We start from the raw sequence: 24,244 nt of genomic DNA on the forward strand, positions 1-24,244 counted from the left end.
TCGCATCTGGTTTTTAGTCATCTCGGTTTTACGCGAGGCGGGAAACGAAAGTTTCCCGCCTCCCTCTTTTTGTGATTCCATGAACAATTCTCGCTTGCGGGCGTTGCATATGGCGGCCTTCGACAAGCTTTGAACAAGTCTGTTTCCGAGTGCCAGCCGTCCAAGCCCACCCAACATGCCTGATAATTTAACGGAGCCTGATACGCACAACTTCATTTTTCATCAATGGCCAGGCTGCTTGCATAAGAGAAGCATTCCAGTGTACAGGGGTATGCGCAAACATAAACCAACGCCAATTCAGGACACCTCATGTACTGCAAAAAATGTAAATTCCACTCCTTCGACCACGTCAGCGCATGCCCCAAGTGCGGAGCAGACTGGGAAGAATCCCGCAAGGCTCTTTACCTGAACTGGGTCTCCGCCTCGGGAGTCAACTGGCTGAAGCAGGAACCCGCCCCACAACAGCCCGAGCCCGATTTTTCCGCAAAGCCGCAGAAAACCGAACTCCATGCGCAAGCAAACGACACAGGCGCCGCCTCCGGGGACTATCTGGCCGCACCACCCGCCGCGGCCGCCGCAAAAAATACCGACATCGACGTCTCGAACTTTCCGGATCTGGATTTCACCATGACCGAGGTCCCGGTCAGGGAAGCGGCTCCCGCGCAAAAAGCGCCGACGCCCAAGCCGGAAGAAGATCTGTTTCTGGACACGCTCCCTGCCGAAGACATGGTCGAGCTTGACTTCAGCGCCTCCTTCGACGCTCCGCCCGCCCCGCAGGTTCCGGCTCCAAGCAAACCCAAGCGCGAAGATCTTTTCATTCCGGAACTCGAAGAAATGCTCGCACCCCTGGATGATGAACCACGCTCCAAGTCCTCTGCGGCCAAAAAGCCTTCATTTTCCCCGGAGACAGAAATACTCCTTGATTTCGGGACCGATTCCCCGGAAAAGACCTCGGGCAAGTCAGATGACGACGAGTTGTCCTTCCTGAGTCTTGAGGATCCCAAGAAGCCCCAGTAGATTCACGGCCAAAAGGCAGACGCACGAAACCAGAAACCAGGGTCTCATGCAGGCTCTGGTTTCTTTGTGTCAGGCTTTCAGAATTCCGTCGGGACGCACCCCTTCCGGAAAGCGCCAAAAAAGACGCACACCGCTAAAGCTGCTTGCAGCCTGGGCAGAGGAAGAAAGGCGCCTCTTGCAAAAAGAAAAAAAGCTTGACTTTTATGTTTGATTCGAAAAATAAAGCGAGTTTCCGGTGATCAGCGTAAAGCCGCTATTTTCACCGGCCGAAGACGCGGCAGCATTTCAGGACAAAATTATGGAGGAGCCTCATGGCAGTAGATTTCAGTAATGCCGTCAAGACCGACGAAGGCGTTCAGGTCAACGGCGTTGTAATGCACCCGATTGTGGAACAGTGTGAAGGCTGCGAGCGGATCAAAGAATTCGAAAGCGCCAAATTTTGCGGAACGTATCCCCAGCCCGCAGCGAAGTGGAGACTGGGAACCTGCAATTTCTCGACCCACACCAAGACCGCACCCGGCAAGGGCAAGGCCAAGGTCAACCCGCTCAAGGCATCCAAGCGCGCAGCCAAAGGTCGTTAAGCCTTTCATCACGGACTTCGTACAAGGCAGGTTTTTCCTGCCTTTTTTTTCTTCAAAATTCCGGGCAGAAGTGACTTTTGAAGTCATCCACAACCCCGAAGGACGCCACCATGCTGAGCACCGTGCTAGAACTCCTGGAAAACAGCCGCGATGAATTGCTGCGGTTGCAGACCGACCTTGTGGCCATCCCCGCCCTTGGCCCGACCAATGGGGGGCAGGGTGAAAAAATGAAGGTCGAGTACCTGGCCGATCATGTGGCCCGGTTTGCAGGCGTCCAGGCGGAAACGATCAAGGCTCCGGACGATAACGTCGACTGCGGCTACCGCCCGAACCTGATCATCAGGCGACCGGGCAAAAGCCCGCGCACGCTGTGGCTCATCGCACACACCGACGTGGTGCCCACAGGGGACCTGTCCCTGTGGCAGGGCGACCCTTTTGTCCTGCGTCAGGAGGGAGACCTCATCTACGGCAGGGGCGTGGAAGACAACCATCAGGGCATGGTCAGCGCGCTCCTCTTGCTGCGCGCCCTTGAAACGGCCCAGGTGCGAACGGACCTGTCCCTCGGCATCCTGCTCGCGGCCGACGAGGAAACGGGCAACACGCATGGCATCGAATACATCATGCGCCACCATCCGCATGTCTTTGCCGCGGACGACCTGATCGTCATCCCGGATTTCGGCACCCCGGACGGTCAGGCCATCGAGGTCGCCGAAAAAAGCGTGCTTTGGCTCAGGTTCACGGTCCGGGGCAAGCAGTGCCACGCATCGACCCCGGAAGCCGGAGTCAATTCCCTGGTCGGAGCCTCGGCGCTGATCCTTGCCCTGAACCGCCTGCACACGGTCTTCGACGCCTGCGATCCGCTTTTCGATCCACCCGTATCCACCTTTGCTCCGACGAAAATGGAAGCCAACGTCCCCAACGTGAACACCATCCCCGGCCAGGACGTCTTTCATCTCGACTGCCGCGTGCTGCCCACCTACCCGCTGGAAGATATCGAACGGGAAGTGCGGGCCATTTGCGACGAGGTGGAACTCGAGCGGGGTGTGCGCATCGCCTTCGCGCCCGTGGTCACGGAACAGGCAGCCCCGGCGACGCCTGTCGACTGCGAGGCCGTGACACGACTGACCGCCGCGCTTCAGAAGGCACGCGGACTTGAAGCGCGCGTGATCGGGATCGGTGGCGGCACCGTGGCGGCGGCGTTCCGCAAGCGGGGCCTTCCCGCCATCTGCTGGTCCACCCTCATGCACACGGCGCACCAGCCCAACGAGCACTCTTCGATGACGGCCACCATCGCCGACGCCCGGGTGTTCGCCCATCTTCTTTTCGACGACCAGGCATAAACACATGACCATCCCGACCGTGCCCGATATCTTTGACGTCATTGTCGTGGGCGCCGGCCATGCCGGTTGCGAAGCGGCCATGGCGGCCGCGCACATGGGCATGCAGACCCTTCTCTTGACCATCAACGCCGACCGCATCGGACATCTGTCCTGCAATCCGGCCATCGGCGGCCTGGCCAAGGGCCACATGGTCAAGGAGATCGACGCCCTCGGCGGGATGATGGGCAAATGGGCCGATCAGGCCGGAATCCAATTCCGCATCCTGAACACCCGCAAGGGCCCCGCCGTGCGCTCCAGCCGCGCCCAGATCGACCGCACCGAATACGTGCGGGTCGTGCAGCAGGACATCTTCAACTGCCCGAACCTCTTCGTGCGCCAGGAGACGGTCGCGTCCCTGACCGTGGAGGACGGACGCGTCACGGGCGTCGTGACAACCCTGGGCGAGACCATTGCCTGCCGAGCGGCGCTCTTGACCACGGGCACGTTCCTGCAGGGCCTCATTCATGTCGGCCTCGACAGTTTCAGCGGCGGCCGCCAGGGCGACCCGGCAAGCCACGGCCTCTCGCCGCGACTTGCCGAACTGGGTTTCGAGCTTGGACGCCTGAAAACCGGCACCGTGCCCCGGCTGCTCAAATCGTCCATCGATTATTCCGTCATGGAGGAACAGGCCGGAGACAACCCGCCCCGCCCCTTCAGCTTCGACAGCCCCGGCATAAAACTCCGGCAGCTGCCCTGCTTCGTGACCTACACCACGGAGCGCACCCACGAGATAATCCGCACCGGATTCGACCGCTCGCCCATGTTCACCGGTGTCATCAAGGGCACCGGAGCGCGCTATTGCCCATCCATCGAGGACAAGATCGCCCGCTTCCCCGAGAAGGACCGGCACCAGATCTTTGTCGAGCCCGAAGGCCTGACCAGTCACGAGGTCTACCCCAACGGCATCCCCACGAGCCTGCCCCTGGACATCCAGAAGGCGCTGGTGGCGTCCATTCCGGGCCTTGAGAAGGCCCAGATCATCCGACCCGGGTACGCCATCGAATACGATTATGTCCCCCCGACACAGCTCAAACCCACCCTCGAAACCAAGCTGGTGCGCGGCCTGTACATGGCCGGGCAGATCAACGGCACCTCGGGCTACGAGGAAGCGGCCGGACAGGGGCTGTGGGCGGCCATCAACGCGGTCCTCGCCCTGCGCGGAGAGCCCGAGCTGATCCTCACCCGCAGCCAGGCCTACATCGCCGTGCTCGTGGACGATCTGGTCACCAAGGGCACGCTTGAACCCTACCGCATGTTCACCTCCCGGGCCGAACACAGGCTCCTGCTGCGCGAGGACAATGCCGACGAGCGACTGACCGCCATCGGGCGCGATCTTGGCCTCGTCGATGACAGCCGCTGGCAGCGTTTCACCCGCAAGCAGGCTGCCGTGAACGAAATCATGACCGGACTGGAAGCCATCCGCGTCCGCCCCGATGCCGCGACCAGGGATCTGGTCGAGGCCATGGGCGGCACGATCCCGCAAAAGTCGGTCAGCCTCAAGGAGCTGCTGCGCCAGCCGGAACTGACCATCGAGGTTCTCTCACCACTGTGGCCGGAGCTGGACAATTTTGATGAGGAAGCGCTGGAGGAAGCCGAAATCAAGGCCAAATACGAAGGCTATCTGCGCCGCCAGCAGGAGCTGGTGGATCGCTTTGAAAAGATGGAACTGACGGCCCTGCCCGAAGACATGAATTACGTAGGCATTCCCGGCCTCTCGCGCGAGGTCACCGAAAAACTGACCCGCATCCAGCCCCGCACCCTCGGTCAGGCCGGACGCATTTCCGGGATCACCCCCGCAGCCTTGTCGTGCCTTGAAATTCAGCTCAAAAAAATCGGACGGCTCTGATCAGGGCCGTCCGAATCCGTTCTCAAATCTTCACTTTCAAACCAGGGGGCTCATCCCCCGCCATCAATCCTCACCCGACTCCGAAGCGCAGTGGGCAAAAGACGGCACATGAAATCCGTCAACCAGTTCCTGCGCCAGGGCTTCAAGCCGCGCCACGAAAGCGTCGTCCAGCACCGACTCCAGGGTTTCGTCCGAAGGCATGACATCTTCCTCCGGGCCCCGGACCTTCAAGAGGATGACCCGGCCGTTGCTCATGACCTCGTAGCCCACTGTTCTGGCCATGCCGCGCCCATGCAGTTCGCGGACATGATCCTGAATGATCTCGAAAAGTTCCAGTCCCGTATCCGGTCTGGTCACGATGGAAAAAACACGTTCCGCCACGTTCACCTCCTGTGCCGCTTCTCGCTTTCACGTTTGTCCCGGCTTGTAAACCACCCGCTCACCCCTTCACAATCACGCCAAAGACACATACCTTTATTTTTTTGGAACCCCTTTCACAGGAAAGCACTTATGAAACAACTCGTCGCGACCCGCATGGACCGATGCATCGGTTGCCATTCATGCTCCTTGGCATGCGCCCGCGTGGTCCACAAATGTCTGTCCTGGGAAAATGCCGGCATCCGCATTCTGTCCTCTGGCGGCCTTTCCACCGGCTTTCTGGCCAAGGTCTGTCTAGCCTGCAACCCTGCCCCCTGCGCGGCGGCCTGCCCCACGGGCAGCCTCAAGCAGCGCAAGGGCGGCGGAGTCACCCAGCAGAAGAAACTCTGCATCCAGTGTGGCAAGTGCGTCGCCGCCTGCCCGGTGGACGCCATCGCCCAGGATCGCGAGGGCAGGCCCTATGTCTGCATCCACTGCGGCAACTGCGTGGAATTCTGCCCCCATGACTGTCTGGAAATGCAGGAGGTGGAATCATGATCGCCGATACCTTCAAGATCCTGGAAGTCAACCTGTCCACGGGCCGATCCACCATCCGCTCCATGCCAGGCGTGGATACATTCATTGGCGGATCGGGTCTGGCCGCCAAACTTCATCTCGATTACGCAAAGCCCGGCATGGCCTGGGATGATCCGGAGCAGCCCCTTATTTTCTGCATCGGCCCCCTGACCGGATTTTTTCCGCTCATGAGCAAGACCGTCTGCGCCTTCACATCGCCCCTGCACAGCCAGTACGCCGAATCCCACGCTGGCGGGCGCAGCGCCCTGGCCCTGCGTTTCGCGGGGCTGGACGCCCTGGTCATCGTCGGCCGCGCCGAAAGGCCCACGGTTCTGCATCTAGGCGCCAACATCATAGAGCTCATGGACGCGGGATACCTGTGGGGCAAGGACGCCCTGACCACCGGCAAGCTCCTGCGCCGCATCCTCAAGGGCTCCGGACACCGGACCATCATGCGCATCGGTCCGGCCGGAGAGAACAAGTCGGCCATGGCCTGCATAAATGTCGACACCTATCGCCATTTCGGCCGTCTCGGCGGAGGGGCGGTCATGGGCGCCAAGAACGTCAAGGCCATTGCCATCGAGGGCAACGGCTCCCAGAACCTGCCCGAGGGCAAGGAATACGGGGCCCTGTACGCCGACATCTTCCGCAAGGTCACGGACACGGATATGATGCGCAAGTATCACAATCTCGGCACCGCCTCGAACCTGGAGGCGCTGAACGAGCTGAAAGCCCTGCCCTGGCGCAACCTGCAGGCCACCTCGGACCCCGGCATCGAAGGCATCACGGGCGAGCGCTTTGCCGACGACACGCTGCTGCGCAATGCCGCCTGCTCGGGTTGTCCGGTGGGCTGCATCCATATCGGCTTCGTGCGCGAGAAATTCGACAAGGACAACCAGTATCTCTACCGGCAGGTAGGGTACGACTACGAGCCCATCTTCGCCACGGGTTCCATGCTCGGCCTGACCCACGCCCCGGACGTGCTCACGGTCATGGACGAGGTGGAGAAGGCGGGCCTCGATGTCATGAGCGGCGGCGTGGCCCTGGCCTGGGCCACGGAGGCGCTTGAAAAGGGCGTGGTCACGACGGAACAGACCGGGATCGAACTGCGCTTCGGCGAAGTCCGGGGATATCTCAAAGCCGTGCACCTGCTGGCCGGAGCGGCAAGCGAGTTCTGGAAACTTCTGGCGGCCGGAACCATGGTCGCGGCCAAACACTACGGGGGCGAGGATTTCGCCTGCGTGCTGGGCCAGGAGATGGCCGGATACGCCACGGGCGAGGTCTTCTACGTGGCCCAGTCCCTGGGCCTTCGGCACTCGCACCTGGACACCGGAGCCTACAGCTACGACCAGTCCAACGCGCCCAAGGACGTGGACAAGGCCCTGGCCTTTCTGCTGGAGGACGAACGCGAGCGGGTGATCCTGACTTCGATGGTGGCCTGTCTCTTCGCCCGCAAGGTCTATGACCCGGACACCCTGCGCCAATGCCTGACCGTGCTCGGCGGCAGCAACCTGGCCGACGGCCTGGATGACGCGGCGGCCTCCATCCAGAAACTGCGCTGGCAGGCCCGGATCGCGGGTGGCTTCGACCCCATGGGAGTAAAGATCCCCAAACGCTTCCTGGAAGTCACCACCTGGAAAGGGCAAGCCGACCCAGAGTACCTTGAAAACTTGCGCATGGCCTATGCCACGGCCATCAGTGAAATGGGCAAACCACAGCAATAACAAGCATTCAACTGCAAGGCGCTGCCCGGAGGAGATGCCCTCCGGACTGCGCCTTGCAGTCATTCCTTAAGTTCCACTTCCGCCACTCTTCGATACTCCGGCCCGGAAGGCTTGAGGATGCTCTGCCAGAGCACGACATGGCTCACCGTAAACGCGGGCCAATCCTTCTTCAAATCGACGAGCAGAGCGGACCACTCATCATTTCGGGCCGCAGTCTTGACCCGGGCCACGGTCAGATGCGGGGAAAAAGGTTTCGACTCGGCCAAAAAACCGGCCTGAGCCAATCCTTTATCAAGCTTTTCAAAATACGCCGCGCATTCCTCGCGTCCCTGCCGCAAACCGACCCAGACCACACGCGGCGCGCCCACGGCAGGAAAAAAGCCGCCCGCTCCCCCCTGCGCCGCAAAGCTCCCCCGGGCCGCTTCCTGCATTGCCTGGACAATGGCCGGCACCTTGTCCTCATCCACTTCGCCCAGAAACCTGAGCGTCACATGAGCCAGTTCCGGCCGCACCCACGACACCTTCGAGGCCAGGCGCTTTTTCCACGCCGATTGAATCTGGCGAATGATTTGCGCGTACTCGCCGGGAAGGGGGATGCCTATGAAAAGGCGCATGAGATTACGCTCCGCTGAATTTTTACCGCGCTGCCAAAAGAGCCTGGATCCCCGCCTGCGCGGGGATGACGCGGAGGTGGAGCAGCTCGACGTTATCAGGAATGCCTGGATCCCCGCCTGCGCGGGGATGACGCGGAGGCAGGGCGGCTCGACGTTATCAGGAATGCCTGGATCCCCGCCTGCGCGGGGATGACGTGGAGGCGGGGCGGCTCGGTGTTACCAGGAATGGACAAATGGCAGCTGTGACCGCGATCTTTCCATTCCCCCCTTCCGCCCTGGCATCAAGCGTCCCCGACCAGGCCCGGCCACGCGCCCACCAGCCAAGCGCCAGCTCCGGCTCCAACTCTTCCTCCGGCTCCAACTCTTCTTCCGGCTCCAACTCTTCCTCCGACTCCAACTCGGTCTCCAACTCCACCCAGCGCCTAAAGCGCCGTCTCCCCCTCCTCCCCGGCATATGCACCAATCAGCTCCCACAACGTCCGCACGCCAAACCCGGTTCCTCCGGGCCTGAAAATGGACGCATTCTCATCCGTCCAGGCCGGACCCGCGATGTCCAGATGGGCCCAGTCCACGCCTTCGGGCACGAAGTTCTTCAGGAACATGGCCGCGTAGATCGCCCCGCCCTCCCGGGTGGCGATATTCTTCAGATCCGCCACATCGCCTTTCAGGGGCACGCCGTATTCCGCCCACAGGGGCATGGGCCAGTAGCGTTCTCCCACGCGGCTGCCGCCTTCGCGAATGCGTCCATCAAGCTCGGCCGTGGTCGCGAATACGGCCGCGACCTTCGTACCCAGGGCCACGAGGCAGGCCCCGGTCAGGGTGGCCAGATCGACCAGGATCTCGGGCTCGAAGCGCGCGCTGTAGGCCAGGGCGTCGGCCAGGATGAGGCGGCCCTCGGCATCGGTGTTCAGGATCTCGATGGTCTTGCCGTTCATGGCCGTGACCACGTCACCGGGCTTGGTGGCCTTGCTGCCCGGCACATTCTCCGTGCACGGCAGCAGCCCGACCACCCGCCGGGGGCTTTCACCTGACCGGCCCAAGGCCATGAACAGGCCCAGAATCGCAGCGGCTCCGGCCATGTCCCCTTTCATCTCGTGCATTTTCGCGGACGGCTTGAGCGAGATGCCGCCAGTGTCGAAAGTCACGCCCTTGCCCACGAAGACCAGGGGCCTTGCCTCGCTGCCCGGCGCCGAATCGAGCACGATGAACCTGGCCGGAGTGTCGCTGCCACGAAAAACCGAGGCAAAGGAGCCCATGCCCATCCCGACGATCTCATCGGGGCCGAAAACCTGCACGCCAAACCCGAACCGGACGGCAAGGTCACGGGCAACGCCGGCCAGATGCTCGGGCGTGGCCACATTGGCCGGAGTGTTGACCAGATCGCGGGCCAGGGCCACGCCTTCCGCCACGGCCAACGCCCGGGCCACCTTCATCTGCATGTCCTCGTCACGGCTCCAGACGGCCAGGGTCTTGGGGCAGTCCTCCTCGCCGGGATCGGACTTGAAGTCGACAAAACGATAGCTGGCCAGCCGCGCCGCCACGACGCATTCAAGAGTCAGGTCATCGGCCAGTTCCAGCCGGTCCAGGTGTTCGGAATCCACCGCCAGGGAGCAAAGCTCCTGACTGGCGGCGGCGCGAACAGCCGTGCCCACGGCAGCGCGAAATCCGTCCAGATCAAGATCGTCGGCCTTGCCGAGTCCCACAAGCAGGCACGACCCGCCAGACGCGGAGCAGAGGCGGGTCCGTCCGGCCTTGCCCGAAAATAAAATCGCGGGATCAAGGCCAAAAAGCCCTGCAAGTTCCCGATCCGCTTCGCTCCAACCCTTTCCTTCGGAGCGAAACATGAGCAACACGGCATCTTTCAACTCGCCACCATCCCGAAATACATGTATATTCATGAAAACCTCGTCAGTATGAAATATTCAAGGGCTATGCGGAAACAATAGGTTGCCTGGGAACGAGAGTAAAGACGGTTGCCAGACGCCGGGAAGGAACTATCTGTAACCTCAAACATTATCAGGAGTTGTGGAATGAATGACAACCGCATCGTCGCCGTGCTCGGAGCCACCGGCTACATCGGAGGCCGCCTGGTCGCGACCCTGCTTGAGCGGGGCTGGAGAGTGCGCGCCGTGGGCCGCAATCCGGAGAAGCTGCGGTGCAGGCCTTTCGCGGCCCATGAAAACGTGGAACTGGCCCAGGCCGACGCCCTGGACCAGCCTGCGCTGACAGAGGCCCTGCGCGGATGTCACGCGGCCTACTATCTGGTCCATTCCATGTATCCGGGAGTGAAGAATTTCGAGGACCGCGACAAACGCGCGGCCATCATCATGCGCGACGCGGCCAAGGAGGCCGGTCTTGAACGGATCATCTATCTGGGCGGCCTTGGCGACATGGACAAGGATTTGAGCGAACACCTCAAATCGCGCATGGAAGTCGGCGAGATCCTTGGCAGCGGGCCGGTCCCCCTGACCTGGCTGCGGGCGGCCATGATCATCGGTTCGGGCAGCGCGTCTTTCGAGATCCTGCGCTATCTGGTGGACCGCCTCCCGGTCATGATCACTCCGGCCTGGGTCAAGTCCCTGTGCCAGCCCATCGCCGTGACCAACGTGCTCGAATACCTGGCCGGATGTCTCGAAAATCCCGAGACGGCGGGGCGCACCATGGACATCGGCGGCCCGGACATCCTGAGCTACCGAGACCTTTTCGACATATACGCCCGCGTGGCCGGACTGCGACAGCGACTCATCATACCGGTGCCCGTCCTGACGCCGAAGCTCTCCTCCTACTGGATTCAGATGGTAACGCCCGTTCCCGCCAGCCTGTCGCGCCCCCTGGCGGAAGGCCTGCGCAACAAGGTCGTATGCCGGGAAAACAGCATCCGGGAGCTTGTTCCGACCCGCCTGCTCACATGCGAAGAGGCCATCGGCAGGGCGCTCGAACGCACGGTCCGCCACGAAGTGGAAACCTGCTGGTCCGACGCGGGCCTGCAACGCGTGCCGGAATGGATAGACTGCGGCGACGCGCCCTACGCCGGAGGCACGGTGCTGGAGTCGGCGCATACCCTGACCCTGGCCGCCACCCCGGCCCAGGTCTGGAAGGCCATCACCCGCCTCGGCGGGGACGAAGGCTGGATGTACGGCGACTGGATGTGGAAAATCCGGGGGATATGCGACAAGCTCATCGGTGGCCCGGGTCTGCGGCGCGGGCGGCGCGACCCGGATAAACTGCGCGTCGGCGACGCCCTGGACTTCTGGAGGGTGCTCGTCGTCGAGGAAAACCGCCGACTGCGCCTGCTCGCCGAAATGAAACTGCCGGGCGAAGCCCTGCTCCAGTTCGATGTGGATGAAGAGCACCCAGGCCGCACCAGGGTGACCCTGCGCGCCCGCTTCTTGCCCCGGGGATTGTGGGGCATCGTGTACTGGTACCCCCTCATACCCGTGCATGGGCCGCTCTTTCGGGGCATGCTCACGGCGCTGGCCCGCAAGATCGGCGGAAAAATTCTTTCCGGACCCATCACCCCGCCCAAGGAGGGCTCACAATGCCGACTTTGATGACCCAACCGAACTTTGTGGAGACCACCATCGCCGAACCAGGCATCCGCGAAACCCTGGAGACCATTCTTGGTGAACAACGCTCCGGGGTTCTGGCCACCTCCTTCATGGACATACCTCTGTGCAGCCAGATGGCCTTTGCCGCGACCCATGACTTGCGGACCCTGATCATCGTAACCCCGCGCCAAACCGCGAAATACGACAACATGAGCTCCAACCCAAATGTCTCCTTTTTGGTAAGCACAGCCCGCAACGATCCGTCCGATCCGGCCAGCGCGCAGGCCCTGACGGTGACCGCATTCGCCACGGAACTCGACGGAGAACGCAGGCACAAGGCGGTGAATCTCTTTTCAAGAAGGCACCCGAATCTGAGCGCCTTCGCGGCCGCGTCCGACAGCGCGGTCATGGAGCTAAAAGTTGACAGCTACTGCCTGGTCAACAATTTCCAGAAACTGACCCGCATCGGTCTTGGATGATGATTTTGTAAATCTTCGCGCTATCCTGGACAGCAGGGCGGCAATTGGGGAATATTTAAAAAAAACAACCGGAGCCGACGCATGCCGCCACGGAATTGCGGGCCCGGCAAGGAGAATATCATGAACCGACCCATCCGGCTGGGAGTCAGCCGCTGCCTGCTCGGGGACAAGGTCCGCTACGACGGAGGGCACAAGCACGACCCCTTCCTGACCAAAACCCTGGGAGAATATGTGGAATACGTTCCGGTCTGCCCGGAGGTGGAATGCGGCCTGCCCATTCCACGTGAAGCCCTGCGTCTGGTGGGCGATCCCGAGTCCCCGCGACTTCTGACCCAGAAAACCCGCGTCGACCACACCCGGCGCATGCAGGAATGGGCCGCCGGCCGTCTGGCCGAATTGGAGTCCGAAAACCTGTGCGGCTTCATTTTCAAGAGCAAATCCCCATCCAGCGGCATGGAGCGGGTCAAGGTCTATTCGGAATCAGGCAACCTCGCCGGGCAATCCGTCGGCATCTTCGCGCGCATGTTCATGCAGCACTTCCCCATGCTCCCGGTCGAAGAGGAGGGACGCCTGCACGACGTGCACCTGCGCGAAAATTTCATCGACCGCATTTTCGTGCTGCGCCGCTACCGCGACATGATCAAATCCGGGCAGACTTTAAGCAATCTGATCACCTTTCACACCCGGCACAAGCTCCAGCTCCTGGCTCACAGCCCCGAAATCTACCGTGCCATGGGCAGGCTGGTGGCGGGCGGCAAGGCCATGCCCAAGGAGCAACTCTTCAAGAACTACCACGAGCACCTCATGACCGCCATGCGCATGAAGGCCACGCCGCCCAAGCACAGGAACGTGCTGCAGCACATCATGGGCTATTTCAAGAACGAACTGCTGCCGGACGAAAAGCAGGAGCTGCTCGAACTCATCAACCAGTATGCTCGCGGCTTCCTGCCGCTCATCGTGCCCGTGACCCTGCTCAATCACTATGTGCTCAAATATGAGGAGTTCTACCTTCAGGACCAGACGTATCTGCGGCCCCATCCCCTGGAACTCAAGTTGCGCAACCACGCCTAGGGCAAGAAGCAGGAGACGCGCATGACCAATGCCTATGAAATCATCAGCCGCTTCGACCCGGATTTCCCGCGCAAGCGGGCCGGACAGCTGCTCACCGACACCTCGGAGTTCATGAACATCACGTATGGCGATGTGATTGATCTGGATGGCAAATATTTCCTGGTGCTGCGGGACGAAAAGGAACGCAGCTTCGGCGTGGAAGACCCCAAATACTGGGTCAAACGTTGCCGGGAGCTATCCACGGGAGAAAGAAAGATCCTGAAGCTGGTCTTTTATGAGCGTTTTCCCGTGTCCATGGGCAGCATGGAGATCGAATGCTTTCGCAGCCCGCGCAAGGAGGCGCGCATCCTTGATCTGGTCAGGGGAGACATGCGCTTCATGCAGGGCTACTCCCACGACGACGCGGTCGGAAACAACGTGCGTGTCCTCGATGTGGTCAAGGGCGAGCTTCTGTCCCTGCACATCGACCGCCTGGAAGCCGATCACAAGACCTATTTCTTCGAAATGCTGCCGGACATCCTGGACAAGTTCGTCGAAGCCTGCCGCGCCATCGAATTTCTGCACAAGCACGGCGAGAACCATGGCGACATCCGCCGCGACCACCTGTGGATTGAGCAGGGCACGGGCAACTACGTGTGGATTGATTTCGACTACACCTACGAATTCCAGGAAAATCCGTTCGGCCTGGACATCTTCGGCCTTGGCAATCTGCTTCTGTTCCTTGTCGGCAAGAAATTCTGCACCACCTTCAACATCCCTCGCCCGGATTTTGACGGCAAAACGGATGTCTCGCTGGAAGCGGCGGACTTCTCCCTGCTTTTCAAGCACAGGCTAGCCAACCTGCGCAAAGTATATCCCTATGTGCCCCATGCGTTGAACAACGTGCTCATGCACTTTTCCTCCGTCTCCGAAGTGTTCTATTTCAATGTCGGAGAAATGCTTGAAGACCTTGCGCCCTGCATCGACGAAATCCGTCGCGGGCGAATCAACAGTTAAGGAGAGAACATGAACCCCAAGAAAATTCTCATCGCCGTGGACGCTTCGGACAACGCGGCCCGCGCCGTGACCTATGTCGCCGAACTGCTCGGAGGAAGTACGGGCTTTTCGATCACGGTCCTTTATATCGAGCGTCCGCCCAACCGCGACCTGTATCCGGACGAGGCCTCCTGGGTCGAGGCCGGCCAGGCCCAGGAACTGCGCATCCGCACCTTCCTGCAGCAGGCCAAGTCCAATCTGACCGGACAGGGCATTGCACCGGACGCGGTGACCATCTCCTATGTTCCGCATTGCCAGTCCCCGGTGAACCCCGCCGCGCAGCAGTGCAGCATCGGCACGTCCATCGCCCGCGACATCCTGCAGGTCCAGCAGCAGGGCGATTTCGGGACCCTGGTCATCGGCCGGCGGGGAGTGTCCCGCGCCGAGGAGTTTCTGTTCGGCAGCGTGACCACCAAGGTCACGCATCTCGCCAAGGACTGCACCGTCTGGGTGGTGCAATAATTCAGGAGGAAACGGAAATATGCCCTGCCTTGAACTTACGACCAACATTCGCGTCCAGGACAAGAACAAGCTCATGCGCTCTCTTTCCGACTGTGTCTGCACGGGGCTCTGCAAGGCCGAAACCTACATGATGGTCATCATCAACGATGACGTCTCCATGTTCTTCGGCGGCAACGAGGAGCCCGTGGCGCACGTGACCTTGAGCGCCCTGGGGCTCAGGGACGAGTTGATCGGGAAGCTGGCCGGGGACTTGACGGAAATGATCCAGGCGCAAACTGGAATCGAAAGCCCGCGCATCTACATCGTCTTCAGGGATGCGGAACCCGGCAAATGGGCCTGGGACGGGCGCACCTTCTCCTGACCCGCATCTTGCCTGACGGCGGAGCCTCGTGTAAGGGAGCCGGGGCCGGGACGGTTGGAATCCCGGCACCATCAACACGAGGTTACCATGACAGAAAAGAACTATGCCCAGAGCATCGCCGGGGACCTGTTTCACATGATCAAATCCGCCCAGGAACAGGGCGTGAGCGTGGACGCGGGTTTTCGCAACCAGGCCATGTCCAGCCCGAGCATGAGCCTGACCTACATGTTTTTGACCAAGAACGACCTGCTCAAGGTCCCGGCCCTGCCTGCCCAGGTCAAAAAGCAGGTCCGCCGCTCGAATGCCATGGCCGTCATCGAACTGGCCAACGCGGCAGGCGTGAAGCAGACTGCGGGCATCCACCTGATCTGGTCCAGCGCCAAGGCCTGCTCCACGATCGAGTCCGAGGCCGAGATGCTGGACGGCATCCAGATCCAGGGCCTTGCGGCCTTCACCGCCCAGATCAAGAGCACGCTCAGAAACGACATTCCCCGCACCATGGACCAGCAGGTCCCGCCCAGCGCCGAGTAGAAACGTGGCCCGTCTCGTCGGGCCTGAATTCGCGATCCGGAGATTCCCATGCTTTTGAAACTGTGCTTTTCGACCCTGATCTGCGCCTTTATCGGCTGGATCACCAACTTCATCGCCATCAAGATGCTCTTTCACCCGCGCCGCCCGGTGCAGATCGGCAGCCTGACGGTGCAGGGCATCTTCCCCAAAAGGCAAAAAGCGCTGGCCATGAACCTGGCCGCCGTCATCGAGGGCGAGCTTCTCTCCCACGACGACATCCAGAACGTCATGCGCCGCCCCGAATTCGCGGCCAAGCTCAAGGACAGGATCCAGGACGGATTCGCCGAATTCCTGTCCAAGCGTCTGGGAACCTTGAACCCCATGATCGCCATGTTTCTGGACGGCCCCATGATGGAAAAGATCAAGGCTCTGCTGGACAAGGAACTGGACCGCATCGTGCCTGGCCTGCTTGAAACCGCCACAAGCGAACTGGAGACTTCCCTGGATTTCAGAAAGCTCATCCAGGACAAGATCGAAAACCTCTCCATGGAACGGCTCGAAGTTCTGCTCATGTCCATCATGTCCAAGGAATTCAGGTTCATCGAAGTGGTGGGCGCGGTCCTGGGCGCGATGATAGGCCTGATCCAGGGCCTGATTTTTTTCTAGCCTCCGCACCATCCAGCACCCCATCAATGGCCGCCTCGCGCGGCCATTGGCATTTCAGAGCCTATCTCCGTTCACCCCTTTGGACATCAATTTCACTCACGCTTGCCTTGGGCCTGTAAAACGCGATACGGGCAAAGGCAGGTCTCCCGTGATTTCGTATCCGGAAGAGATGCCGACGCAAATGACGGCAGCGCTTCCCACGGCATCCGAAATTCACGCGATTTGTCCGAAAACGTCACCACATCCGAGGTACAGCCATGAACAAACCCCTTCTGGAACCTTCGTGCGGCTTGACCCGCCGAAAATTTCTGGCAGCCACTTCCAGCGCCGCTCTCCTTTTTGCAATGGGCGGTCTGCGGGGTCTCGCCTGGGCAGCCCCGCTCGAACTTCCGGCGCTGCCCTACGCGGAAAATGCCCTGGAACCCGTCATTTCCGCCAAGACCATCGGCTTTCATTACGGCAAGCACCACACGGGCTACTTCAACAATCTAAGCAAGCTCATCGCGGGCAGCGAATTCGCCGACATGTCCCTGGAAAAAATCATTCTCGAAACGAGCGGCAAAGCGGACAAGACCGCCATCTTCAACAATGCCGCCCAAACCTGGAACCACTCCTTTTACTGGCAGAGCCTCTCCCCCAAGGGCGGAGGGACGCCCCCGGCCGATCTGAAAAACAGGATCAACGATTCCTTCGGCGATCTGGACACCTGCCTGAAGGAACTGAGCGCCGCTGCAGTCGGACGTTTTGCCAGCGGGTGGGCCTGGCTGGTGGCTGACGGCGACAAGCTCAAGGTCATGAACACCATGAACGCCGACACGCCCCTGACCAGCGGTTTGAAGCCACTTTTGACCATCGATGTCTGGGAGCACGCCTACTATCTGGACTACCAGAATCGCAGGGCCGACTATGTCAAGGCCGTGCTGGAAAAGCTGATCAACTGGGAATTCGCCGCCGCGAATCTGGGTTGATCCTCCCCGGCGCAAACGGCAAAACGCCTTCCGCATAACCATCGCGGAAGGCGTTTTGTGCCGCGCAAGCGCAATGAAACCTCACTCCCCGATGATCTTGACCAGCACCCGCTTTTTCCTGCGCCCGTCAAACTCCCCGTAGAAGATCCGTTCCCAGGTCCCGAAATCGAGACGCCCGCCGGTCACGGCCACTACCACCTCGCGACCCATGATCTGCCGTTTCATGTGCGCGTCGGCGTTGTCCTCGCCCACATTGTGCCGGTATTGCGAGACCGGTTCGTGCGGGGCCAGCTTTTCCAGCCACTTTTCGTAGTCGTGATGCAGACCGGACTCGTCGTCGTTGATGAAGACCGAGGCGGTGATATGCATGGCGTTCACGAGCACGAGCCCCTCCCTTATGCCGCTCTCGGCCAGGCATTGCTCGACATCGCCAGTAATGTTGATGAAGGCCCGGCGGGTCGGCACCTGGAACCAGAGTTCCTTGCGATAGCTTTTCATGAATCCCCCGTTGAATACGATTGTAATTGACGGTGCATGATCGACACGTAGCCGCCGTGCGCTTCCGATTCAAGAGCAGGCCGACCAAATACCCACAAAAAAGATTGCCCGGCATTCCAGGTGCCCCGCAACGGCCTTTTGGCCCGACTTTTCGAAAACATGGCCATCACTTTCAGAGGGCAACAAGCAGAGTGTCAGCGCGTCCGGCGTTGACCCAAAGCCTGCACCCTGATATTGGTAGGACCAATTTCCATTCCAACCAAGGAGCAGCCCATGACTTATATCCCTGTCGGCGGATTGAACGTCGCAAAGCCACTTCATGACCTGATTCGCGAAAAAGCTACGCCCGGAACCGGCGTGACGGACACGGATTTCTGGGCCGCCCTGGAAAGAATCCTGCACGACCTGTCGCCACGCAACCGTGAACTGCTGGCCAAGCGCCAATATCTGCAGGACACCATCGATTCCTGGCACAAACGCCACAAGGACGAAATCCACGATGCCGTCGCTTACGAGCAACTCCTGCGCGAGATCGGCTACATCGTGCCGGAGGGCCTGCCCTTTTCCATCGGAACCAGCGGCGTCGATCCCGAAATATCCTCCATCGCCGGACCGCAGCTGGTCGTGCCCGCCACCAACGCCCGCTACGCCCTGAACGCCGCCAACGCCCGCTGGGGCAGCCTCTACGACGCCCTGTACGGCACGGACGTGCTCAGCGAGGACGACGGCGCGACACGCTCCGGAGCATACAATCCCCTGCGCGGGGCCAAGGTCGTCGAATTTGCGGCCGGTTTTCTGGACAAAGCCCTGCCCCTGGCCCGGGGCAGCCACGCCGACGTTCAGGAATATCGCCTCACGCCAGCGGACTCCGGCCGGGAAGTCGAGGTCGAGTTGCCGGACGGCAAGACATCACTGCTGAATCCACGGGCTTTCGCCGGATTCGCGCCCGGCGTCCTGCTCTTCAGGAACAACGGCCTGCACATCGAACTGCATTTCGATCGCGACCATCCTGTGGGCAAGGCCCATCCCGCGGGCCTCAAGGACGTGGTCCTGGAAGCGGCCATGACCACCATCGTCGATTTCGAGGACTCCATCGCCGCCGTCGACGGGGAGGACAAGGCCCAGACATACGCCAACTGGCTGGGCCTGCTGCGCGGCGACCTCAACGCCTCCTTTCCCAAGGGCGGCAAGACCGTGAACCGCAGCCTGAACCCAGACCGCACGTACACCGCACCGGACGGCGAGCCCCTGACCCTGCCAGGCCGCAGCCTTCTGCTGGTGCGCAACGTGGGCCATCTCATGACCACGGACGCGGTCCTGCTCGGTTCCGAAGAAGTCCCGGAGGGCATCCTTGACGCCATGGTCACCGGCCTTGTCGCGCTGCACGACCTCAAGGAACTCGGCTCCCTGCGCAACAGCCGCGCGGGCAGCGTCTACATCGTCAAACCCAAGATGCATGGCCCTGAAGAAGTCGCCTTCGCCTGCGACCTTTTTAATCGCGTGGAGGACGCGCTGGGCATGCCCCGCCACACCATGAAGATCGGAATCATGGACGAGGAGCGCAGGACCTCGGTCAATCTGGCGGAATGCATCCGCGCCGCCAAGGACCGGGTCATCTTCATCAACACCGGGTTCCTGGACCGCACAGGCGATGAAATACACACCAGCATGGAAGCCGGGCCCATGGTTCCCAAGGCGGCCATGAAGAATGCCAGCTGGATTCTGTCCTATGAGGATTGGAACGTGGACACGGGCCTGGCCTGCGGGTTTTCCGGCAAGGCCCAGATCGGCAAGGGCATGTGGGCCATGCCGGATCGCATGAAGCAGATGGTCGAGACCAAGCAGGGGCACCCCCTGGCCGGGGCCAACTGCGCCTGGGTACCGTCGCCCACGGCCGCGACCCTGCACGCCATGCATTACCACGAGGTGGATGTCTTTGCCCGCCAGGCGGAACTGCAGGGCAAGAAGAGAGCCAGCCTGAACGAACTTCTGACCCTGCCCCTGCTCGACCGCGCACTCTCCGGGGAGGAGATCCAGCGCGAACTGGACAACAACTGCCAGGGCATCCTGGGCTACGTGGTGCGCTGGGTCGACCAGGGCATCGGCTGTTCCAAGGTGCCGGACATAACCGACGTGGGCCTGATGGAAGACCGCGCCACCCTGCGCATCTCCAGCCAGTACCTGGCCAACTGGCTGCACCACGGCCTGTGCAGCATGGAGCAGGTCCGCGCCACCCTGGAACGCATGGCCGCAGTGGTCGACCGTCAGAACGAAGGCGACCCGGCCTATCGCCCCATGGCCCCGGACTTCGATGCGAGCGTGGCCTTTCAGGCCGCCTGCGACCTGATCTTCAAGGGCCGCGAGCAGCCCAACGGCTACACGGAGCCCATCCTGCACGCCAGAAGACGGGAACTGAAGAAACAAAAAGGATGACGCCTGCATCCTGAACACCCTGCAACGCATTGGGCCCGCCAGGACATAAGCATCCTGGCGGGCCCAAATTCGATTCACCGAGAAAAACGTTCCGCTACAACACCCGTCGCGCCTCCTGCCACAGAATCGAGCAGCCGACCCCGCCGAAAATCACGCCCACGCCGCCGTCGATCCAGCGCGCCACGCCAGCGTACATGCCGCGCATGCGTCCCGTGGATAAAAAGAGCGCAAGCAGCGTGAACCAGGCCGTGACTATGACGATGACCTCGGCTCCGTAGACCCAGCGAAGAAAATTGGGCGTCGCGGGAGTCATGAACTGGGAGAAGATACTCAGAAAAAAGAGTGCGGCCTTGGGGTTCAGAAGGTTGCACCAGAATCCCTCACGCCAGCCGCGCAGCAGGGAGTCCCTTCCGCCTGCCGCGTCCACCTGGACACAGGCGTCGGGCATGGCCGTTTTTTTGCCGAACAGGCAACGCACGGCGATGTGGATCAGATACAATGCCCCGCAGATGCGGATCAGGCCGAACACGGCCGGGCTGGAGGCGATGACGAGCGCCAGTCCGAGCACGGAATAGACCACATGCACAACCAAGGCCGATCCGATGCCCAGCGCCGTCATGACCCCAGCCAGACGGCCACGGGAAAGGCTGTTGCGCAAAACCATGAAAAAATCCGGCCCCGGCGCCACGGCCACGGCCACACCCACCGCAAAAACCTGCCAAAAACCATTGTCCACGATTATCCTCCGTGGTTGGGGTGTGGGGGGCGAAATATTTTTCGCCCCTACGGGGTTGCGCCATGCTTCCTTACACCGAGATTGGGCAGACACGTAGGTCTGCCCCTACGGGGTTGCGCCATGGGATTTGTCATCACATGGTCGCCATGATCCGATATATGCATACCATGGCCGCAACGATCCGGTATATGCATACCGTAGGGGCGGCCCTGCGTGGACGCCCTTCTTCCCTGCCGACCCTGTGTGATTGTCTCGCCTTGCACCGAGGTTGGGCAGACACGTAGGTCTGCCCCTACGGGGTTGCGCCCTGGTATTCGTCATCACATGGTCGCCATGATCCGACACATGCATACCATGATCGCCACGATCCGATATATGCATACCGTGGCCGCAACGATTCGGTATATGCATACCGTAGGGGCGGCCCTGCGTGGCCGCCCTTCTTCCCTGCCGCCCCTGCGTGGTTGTCTCGCCTTACACCGAGGTTGGGCAGACACGTAGGTCTGCCCCTACGGTGGTACGGGTCGGTGTGGGCGGGCGATGTTGGGGCCGTGTTGGCACCGTGTTGGCATCGTGTTGGCACCGTGTTTGGACCGTGTAGGGGCGAAAAATTTTTCGCCCACCCCACGATTGCACCGGCCACCCTGTTTCACACGGATCGTACCAGGCGGACATGAAAACGGCAGCTTCGGTCCTGGGCCAGTACGGCGCCTCCTCCGACATCGACGAACCAGGCCGATGTATAGCTGCGCCGGTCTCCTGTCCAGAGCCATAAGTACCTGTCGCCAAAGGGCCTGTGACAAAACTCGTCCAGCTCAAGCCCGGGTCTCAGCAACGAGACCAGTTCCTCCACCGTGGGCATGCGCCAGCCTTCGGCCGCATCGGTTCCCGAGGCCACGGAAGCCGCGGAGGCCATGCCTTCGTCCCAGGTCATGGGCCAGGGGGAGACGGCCCCCCAGACCAGGCCGGTGCATCGGTCCAGCCAGCCACCCATGGCCTCTTCCAGCTCCGTTTCGTGATAGGCCATCGGCCGGTACAGCTCGTCCAGAAAATCAAATGGACGCGGGCCCACGCCGGTGCGCAGCGGCTTCGAGCGCAATCTGCCCATGACGGTACAGACTGGTTCCTGCAGCACGCATTCGTTGTTTGAGCGTCTTTGCAGATCCGCTTCAAGGGTCTTCAGGGCATCGCGCATGGCTCCTGCATCCTGAAAGCGCGCATCGGGATCAGAGGCCAGGGCCCGTGCGAAAAATTCCCGCCACGGCCCGGAAAAAAGGGGCGAATCAGCCAGGCCGTCCACAGGCAAAAATCCGCTGACCAGACGATGCAGGACCACGCCAACGGCGTGAAGGTCGGCCCGCTCGTCCGCCTTCTCGGGGCTGTCTTCCTGTTCCGGCGGGGCGTAATACGGAGAACCGATCTTCAGCCCCCTCGGCTTGACCCAGACCTCGCCACGCAGTCGCGACAGGCCAAGGTCGATAAGCTTGATCGTCCCGTCGCTGCCGAGCATCAGATTGCCGGGCTTGACGTCGAGATGGATGATGCCCCGGCCGTGCAGATACTCCAGTCCGTCCAGGGTCTGACGCACGAAATCAAGGGCGGTGCGCGGCGGCACTGCCCGCGTCACATCCTCGACCACGCGCCCTTCACCGATGAGACCGCCCAGGTTCATGCACAGGTATTCAAGGACCATGAAGGGCCGCCCCCGGTCCTCGTCCAGATCGAGGACCGAGGCGATGTTGCGATGCTCGCATGAACCAAGGAGCCTGGCCTCGCGCAAAAAAGCGGACCTCACAGCTTCCTCGCCCATAAGCTCGTTCAACAGCTCGTGGGGCTGCAAAAGCTTCAGGGCCATGATCCGGCCCAGGGCCTGATGCCCGACCTTGTAAACCCCGCCCATGCCACCCCGGCCAAGGCCTCCCAAAACATTGTAGCGCCCTATCTTCATGGTCACCAGAGCCTCGTGGCGTAATAATCGGGGAATCCACGCTCGCGGATTTTGGCCACGGTGCGTTCGATGTCGTAGGGCACGAAGCGCACTTCGATCAGGTCCGTCTGGGTATTCCAGAGCAGGTATTTGGCGTTGTTGTTTCCGTCCCGGGGCTGGCCGACGCTGCCCGCGTTGATGACGCACGGACTCCCATCCAGCATAAACCTCTCTCGCCCAAGATCCCTGCGCACGACTTCGGTCCCGTTCCAGCCAACCAGACCCAGCTCGTGGGTGTGCCCGACAAAGGTCAGCGCCTCACCCTGCGCAAACCAGCGCTCAAGAGCCGCATCATCGACCTGGAACAGATAGGTGGTCACGCTGTCGGGCGGGAACCCGTGCACGAACCTGGCCCCGGCGTGGCACAGAAAACGGGGCAGGGAGCCGATGTAGCGCAGACTCTCGGAAGACAGCAGGCTCGCGGTCAGTCCCAGTCCCTTTTGCGCCGTGGAGTTGAACCAGGCGCGTTCCGTCGCGTTGACGATGCCGAGTTCATGGTTGCCCATGCAGCACACTACGTCATGTTCGCGCACCGAGATGACGGCTTCCTCGGGATTCGGCCCGTAGCCGACCACATCCCCCAGGCTCACAATCTGATCGACAGGCAGCGGCGCCATGTCCTGCCAGACAGCGTCCAGGGCTTCGATGTTGCCGTGAATATCCGAAAGAATCGCGACCAGCATGCATTCTCCGCCGGGGGACGATGTCGTCGCCCCCCTTTTCATTTTGCAAAAGCAATGCTAAGCGAACGCTCAACACTGCCAGTCTTACTGCAAGACAATTTCAATATTTCAACATGATAGCAATAAAGGGTTCACTCATGATTCGCAAATACATCTTCATATGCATGATCATCCTGAGCATCGCGTCCCCTGCCTCGGGCGGCCGGATCGGTGATGTCACCCTGTCCGACCAGCTCACCCTGGGTGAATCCACCCTGACCTTGAACGGCCTTGGGATGCGCACCTTCACCTTCTTCGACGTCTATGCGGCCGGACTCTACCTGACCGCGCCTTCCACAGACGCCGGGACAATCCTGGGCACGGATGCCCCCCGGGCCATGACCATGCATTTTCTGCGCAAGGTCGAAGCCGAAAAGATCTCAGACGCCTGGCTGGACGGGCTGGAGGCCAACACTCCCGCCGCCGACGCGTCTCTCAGGGAGCGCTTCGCGACACTCGGAAGCTTTATGGAAACCATGAGCAAGGGCGAGACCCTGAGCTGCCTGTATGATCCGGCGGCTGGAACCAAAATCGTGGTGCGCGACCAGCTCAAGGGCGTGATCCCGGGCAAGGATTTCAACGATGCCCTGCTGGCCTGCTGGATCGGTCCCAAACCCGGACCGGGTGAAAAATTCAAGGCCGGAATTCTGGGCCAACGCTAAAAAACGAATGCC

At 61.2% G+C, this 24,244-nt stretch carries 24 protein-coding genes; 17 read left to right on the plus strand and 7 right to left on the minus strand.

Features of this window, described 5'->3' with window-relative positions:
• Nucleotides 1–309: 309 nt before the first annotated feature.
• The 4 genes from BMZ24_RS01165 to mnmG all read left to right on the plus strand — a co-directional run bounded on the left by BMZ24_RS01165 (nucleotide 310) and on the right by mnmG (nucleotide 4,823).
• The gene (locus BMZ24_RS01165; RefSeq protein WP_092188433.1) at nucleotides 310–1,017 is read left to right on the plus strand and encodes a hypothetical protein; all 708 of its coding nucleotides are present in this window, start codon (nucleotides 310–312) and stop codon (nucleotides 1,015–1,017) included.
• Nucleotides 1,018–1,328: 311 nt separating this feature from the next.
• Entirely contained in the window at nucleotides 1,329–1,598 is a 270-nt protein-coding gene (locus BMZ24_RS01170) for a PxxKW family cysteine-rich protein (RefSeq protein WP_092188434.1), read from the plus strand.
• Between the two features lie 110 nt (nucleotides 1,599–1,708).
• Entirely contained in the window at nucleotides 1,709–2,938 is a 1,230-nt protein-coding gene (locus BMZ24_RS01175) for a M20 family metallo-hydrolase (protein WP_092188436.1), read from the plus strand.
• A 4-nt stretch (nucleotides 2,939–2,942) separates the two neighbouring features.
• Nucleotides 2,943–4,823, plus strand: coding sequence for a tRNA uridine-5-carboxymethylaminomethyl(34) synthesis enzyme MnmG (gene mnmG / locus BMZ24_RS01180; RefSeq protein WP_092188438.1), 1,881 nt, complete (start codon nucleotides 2,943–2,945; stop codon nucleotides 4,821–4,823).
• A gap of 63 nt (nucleotides 4,824–4,886) precedes the next feature.
• Here mnmG and BMZ24_RS01185 read toward each other — a convergent pair whose 3' ends face one another.
• On the minus strand, nucleotides 4,887–5,204 hold the full coding sequence (locus BMZ24_RS01185; RefSeq protein WP_092188441.1) for a hypothetical protein: 318 nt from the start codon (nucleotides 5,202–5,204) through the stop codon (nucleotides 4,887–4,889).
• 129 nt (nucleotides 5,205–5,333) lie between these two features.
• Between BMZ24_RS01185 and BMZ24_RS01190 the strand changes: the two genes are divergently transcribed.
• Together BMZ24_RS01190 and BMZ24_RS01195 are read left to right on the plus strand one after the other, a co-directional pair.
• Nucleotides 5,334–5,738 carry a 4Fe-4S binding protein gene (locus BMZ24_RS01190; protein WP_092188443.1) on the plus strand — a complete coding sequence of 135 codons (405 nt, stop codon included), beginning with the start codon at nucleotides 5,334–5,336 and terminating at the stop codon, nucleotides 5,736–5,738.
• Complete coding sequence (locus BMZ24_RS01195) at nucleotides 5,735–7,480, plus strand: aldehyde ferredoxin oxidoreductase N-terminal domain-containing protein (RefSeq protein WP_092188445.1); 1,746 nt, start codon at nucleotides 5,735–5,737, stop codon at nucleotides 7,478–7,480. The genes BMZ24_RS01190 and BMZ24_RS01195 overlap by 4 nt, the downstream gene beginning before the upstream one ends.
• A gap of 59 nt (nucleotides 7,481–7,539) precedes the next feature.
• Here BMZ24_RS01195 and thpR read toward each other — a convergent pair whose 3' ends face one another.
• Together thpR and BMZ24_RS01210 are read right to left on the minus strand one after the other, a co-directional pair.
• Nucleotides 7,540–8,094, minus strand: coding sequence for an RNA 2',3'-cyclic phosphodiesterase (gene thpR, locus BMZ24_RS01200; RefSeq protein WP_092188447.1), 555 nt, complete (start codon nucleotides 8,092–8,094; stop codon nucleotides 7,540–7,542).
• A gap of 422 nt (nucleotides 8,095–8,516) precedes the next feature.
• Entirely contained in the window at nucleotides 8,517–9,992 is a 1,476-nt protein-coding gene (locus BMZ24_RS01210; RefSeq protein ID WP_092188451.1) for a leucyl aminopeptidase, read from the minus strand.
• Nucleotides 9,993–10,124: 132 nt separating this feature from the next.
• Between BMZ24_RS01210 and BMZ24_RS01215 the strand changes: the two genes are divergently transcribed.
• From BMZ24_RS01215 to BMZ24_RS01255, 9 genes are all read left to right on the plus strand, one after another.
• Nucleotides 10,125–11,645, plus strand: coding sequence for an SDR family oxidoreductase (locus tag BMZ24_RS01215; RefSeq protein ID WP_092188453.1), 1,521 nt, complete (start codon nucleotides 10,125–10,127; stop codon nucleotides 11,643–11,645).
• Nucleotides 11,633–12,121, plus strand: coding sequence for a pyridoxamine 5'-phosphate oxidase family protein (locus BMZ24_RS01220; RefSeq protein ID WP_092188455.1), 489 nt, complete (start codon nucleotides 11,633–11,635; stop codon nucleotides 12,119–12,121). The genes BMZ24_RS01215 and BMZ24_RS01220 overlap by 13 nt, the downstream gene beginning before the upstream one ends.
• A 120-nt stretch (nucleotides 12,122–12,241) precedes the next feature.
• A complete protein-coding gene (locus BMZ24_RS01225) occupies nucleotides 12,242–13,192 on the plus strand; it encodes a YbgA family protein (RefSeq protein ID WP_092188457.1) in 951 nt (316 codons plus the stop codon).
• A gap of 21 nt (nucleotides 13,193–13,213) precedes the next feature.
• A complete protein-coding gene (locus BMZ24_RS01230; protein WP_092188459.1) occupies nucleotides 13,214–14,188 on the plus strand; it encodes a serine/threonine protein kinase in 975 nt (324 codons plus the stop codon).
• A 9-nt stretch (nucleotides 14,189–14,197) separates the two neighbouring features.
• A complete protein-coding gene (locus BMZ24_RS01235) occupies nucleotides 14,198–14,689 on the plus strand; it encodes a universal stress protein (RefSeq protein WP_092188461.1) in 492 nt (163 codons plus the stop codon).
• 19 nt (nucleotides 14,690–14,708) lie between these two features.
• On the plus strand, nucleotides 14,709–15,050 hold the full coding sequence (locus tag BMZ24_RS01240) for a phenylpyruvate tautomerase MIF-related protein (protein ID WP_092188462.1): 342 nt from the start codon (nucleotides 14,709–14,711) through the stop codon (nucleotides 15,048–15,050).
• A gap of 87 nt (nucleotides 15,051–15,137) precedes the next feature.
• Nucleotides 15,138–15,581, plus strand: a complete 444-nt coding sequence (locus tag BMZ24_RS01245) for a hypothetical protein (RefSeq protein ID WP_092188464.1) — start codon at nucleotides 15,138–15,140, stop codon at nucleotides 15,579–15,581.
• 48 nt (nucleotides 15,582–15,629) lie between these two features.
• Nucleotides 15,630–16,226 carry a DUF445 domain-containing protein gene (locus tag BMZ24_RS01250; protein WP_092188466.1) on the plus strand — a complete coding sequence of 199 codons (597 nt, stop codon included), beginning with the start codon at nucleotides 15,630–15,632 and terminating at the stop codon, nucleotides 16,224–16,226.
• Between the two features lie 257 nt (nucleotides 16,227–16,483).
• Nucleotides 16,484–17,194: a superoxide dismutase gene (locus BMZ24_RS01255; RefSeq protein ID WP_092188468.1), complete on the plus strand. Its 711-nt coding sequence runs from the start codon at nucleotides 16,484–16,486 to the stop codon at nucleotides 17,192–17,194.
• A gap of 81 nt (nucleotides 17,195–17,275) precedes the next feature.
• On the opposite strand, the gene BMZ24_RS01260 is transcribed toward BMZ24_RS01255, so the two are convergent.
• Complete coding sequence (locus BMZ24_RS01260) at nucleotides 17,276–17,692, minus strand: secondary thiamine-phosphate synthase enzyme YjbQ (RefSeq protein WP_092188470.1); 417 nt, start codon at nucleotides 17,690–17,692, stop codon at nucleotides 17,276–17,278.
• A gap of 273 nt (nucleotides 17,693–17,965) precedes the next feature.
• Between BMZ24_RS01260 and BMZ24_RS01265 the strand changes: the two genes are divergently transcribed.
• Nucleotides 17,966–20,125, plus strand: coding sequence for a malate synthase G (locus BMZ24_RS01265; protein WP_092188472.1), 2,160 nt, complete (start codon nucleotides 17,966–17,968; stop codon nucleotides 20,123–20,125).
• Nucleotides 20,126–20,219: 94 nt separating this feature from the next.
• On the opposite strand, the gene BMZ24_RS01270 is transcribed toward BMZ24_RS01265, so the two are convergent.
• The 3 genes from BMZ24_RS01270 to BMZ24_RS01280 all read right to left on the minus strand — a co-directional run bounded on the left by BMZ24_RS01270 (nucleotide 20,220) and on the right by BMZ24_RS01280 (nucleotide 23,531).
• Entirely contained in the window at nucleotides 20,220–20,861 is a 642-nt protein-coding gene (locus tag BMZ24_RS01270) for a LysE family transporter (protein ID WP_092188474.1), read from the minus strand.
• A 649-nt stretch (nucleotides 20,862–21,510) separates the two neighbouring features.
• Nucleotides 21,511–22,809 (minus strand): protein kinase domain-containing protein, encoded by a 1,299-nt coding sequence (locus BMZ24_RS01275; RefSeq protein ID WP_244150277.1) that lies wholly within the window; start codon nucleotides 22,807–22,809, stop codon nucleotides 21,511–21,513.
• Between the two features lie 2 nt (nucleotides 22,810–22,811).
• Nucleotides 22,812–23,531: a metallophosphoesterase family protein gene (locus BMZ24_RS01280; RefSeq protein ID WP_092188478.1), complete on the minus strand. Its 720-nt coding sequence runs from the start codon at nucleotides 23,529–23,531 to the stop codon at nucleotides 22,812–22,814.
• 137 nt (nucleotides 23,532–23,668) lie between these two features.
• Here BMZ24_RS01280 and BMZ24_RS01285 point away from each other — a divergent pair, with 137 nt between their 5' ends.
• Nucleotides 23,669–24,232, plus strand: a complete 564-nt coding sequence (locus BMZ24_RS01285; protein WP_161949000.1) for a chalcone isomerase family protein — start codon at nucleotides 23,669–23,671, stop codon at nucleotides 24,230–24,232.
• Nucleotides 24,233–24,244: the final 12 nt, after the last annotated feature.

The sequence above is a fragment of the Desulfomicrobium norvegicum genome (genome assembly GCF_900114595.1).
Lineage (GTDB): Bacteria > Desulfobacterota > Desulfovibrionia > Desulfovibrionales > Desulfomicrobiaceae > Desulfomicrobium > Desulfomicrobium macestii.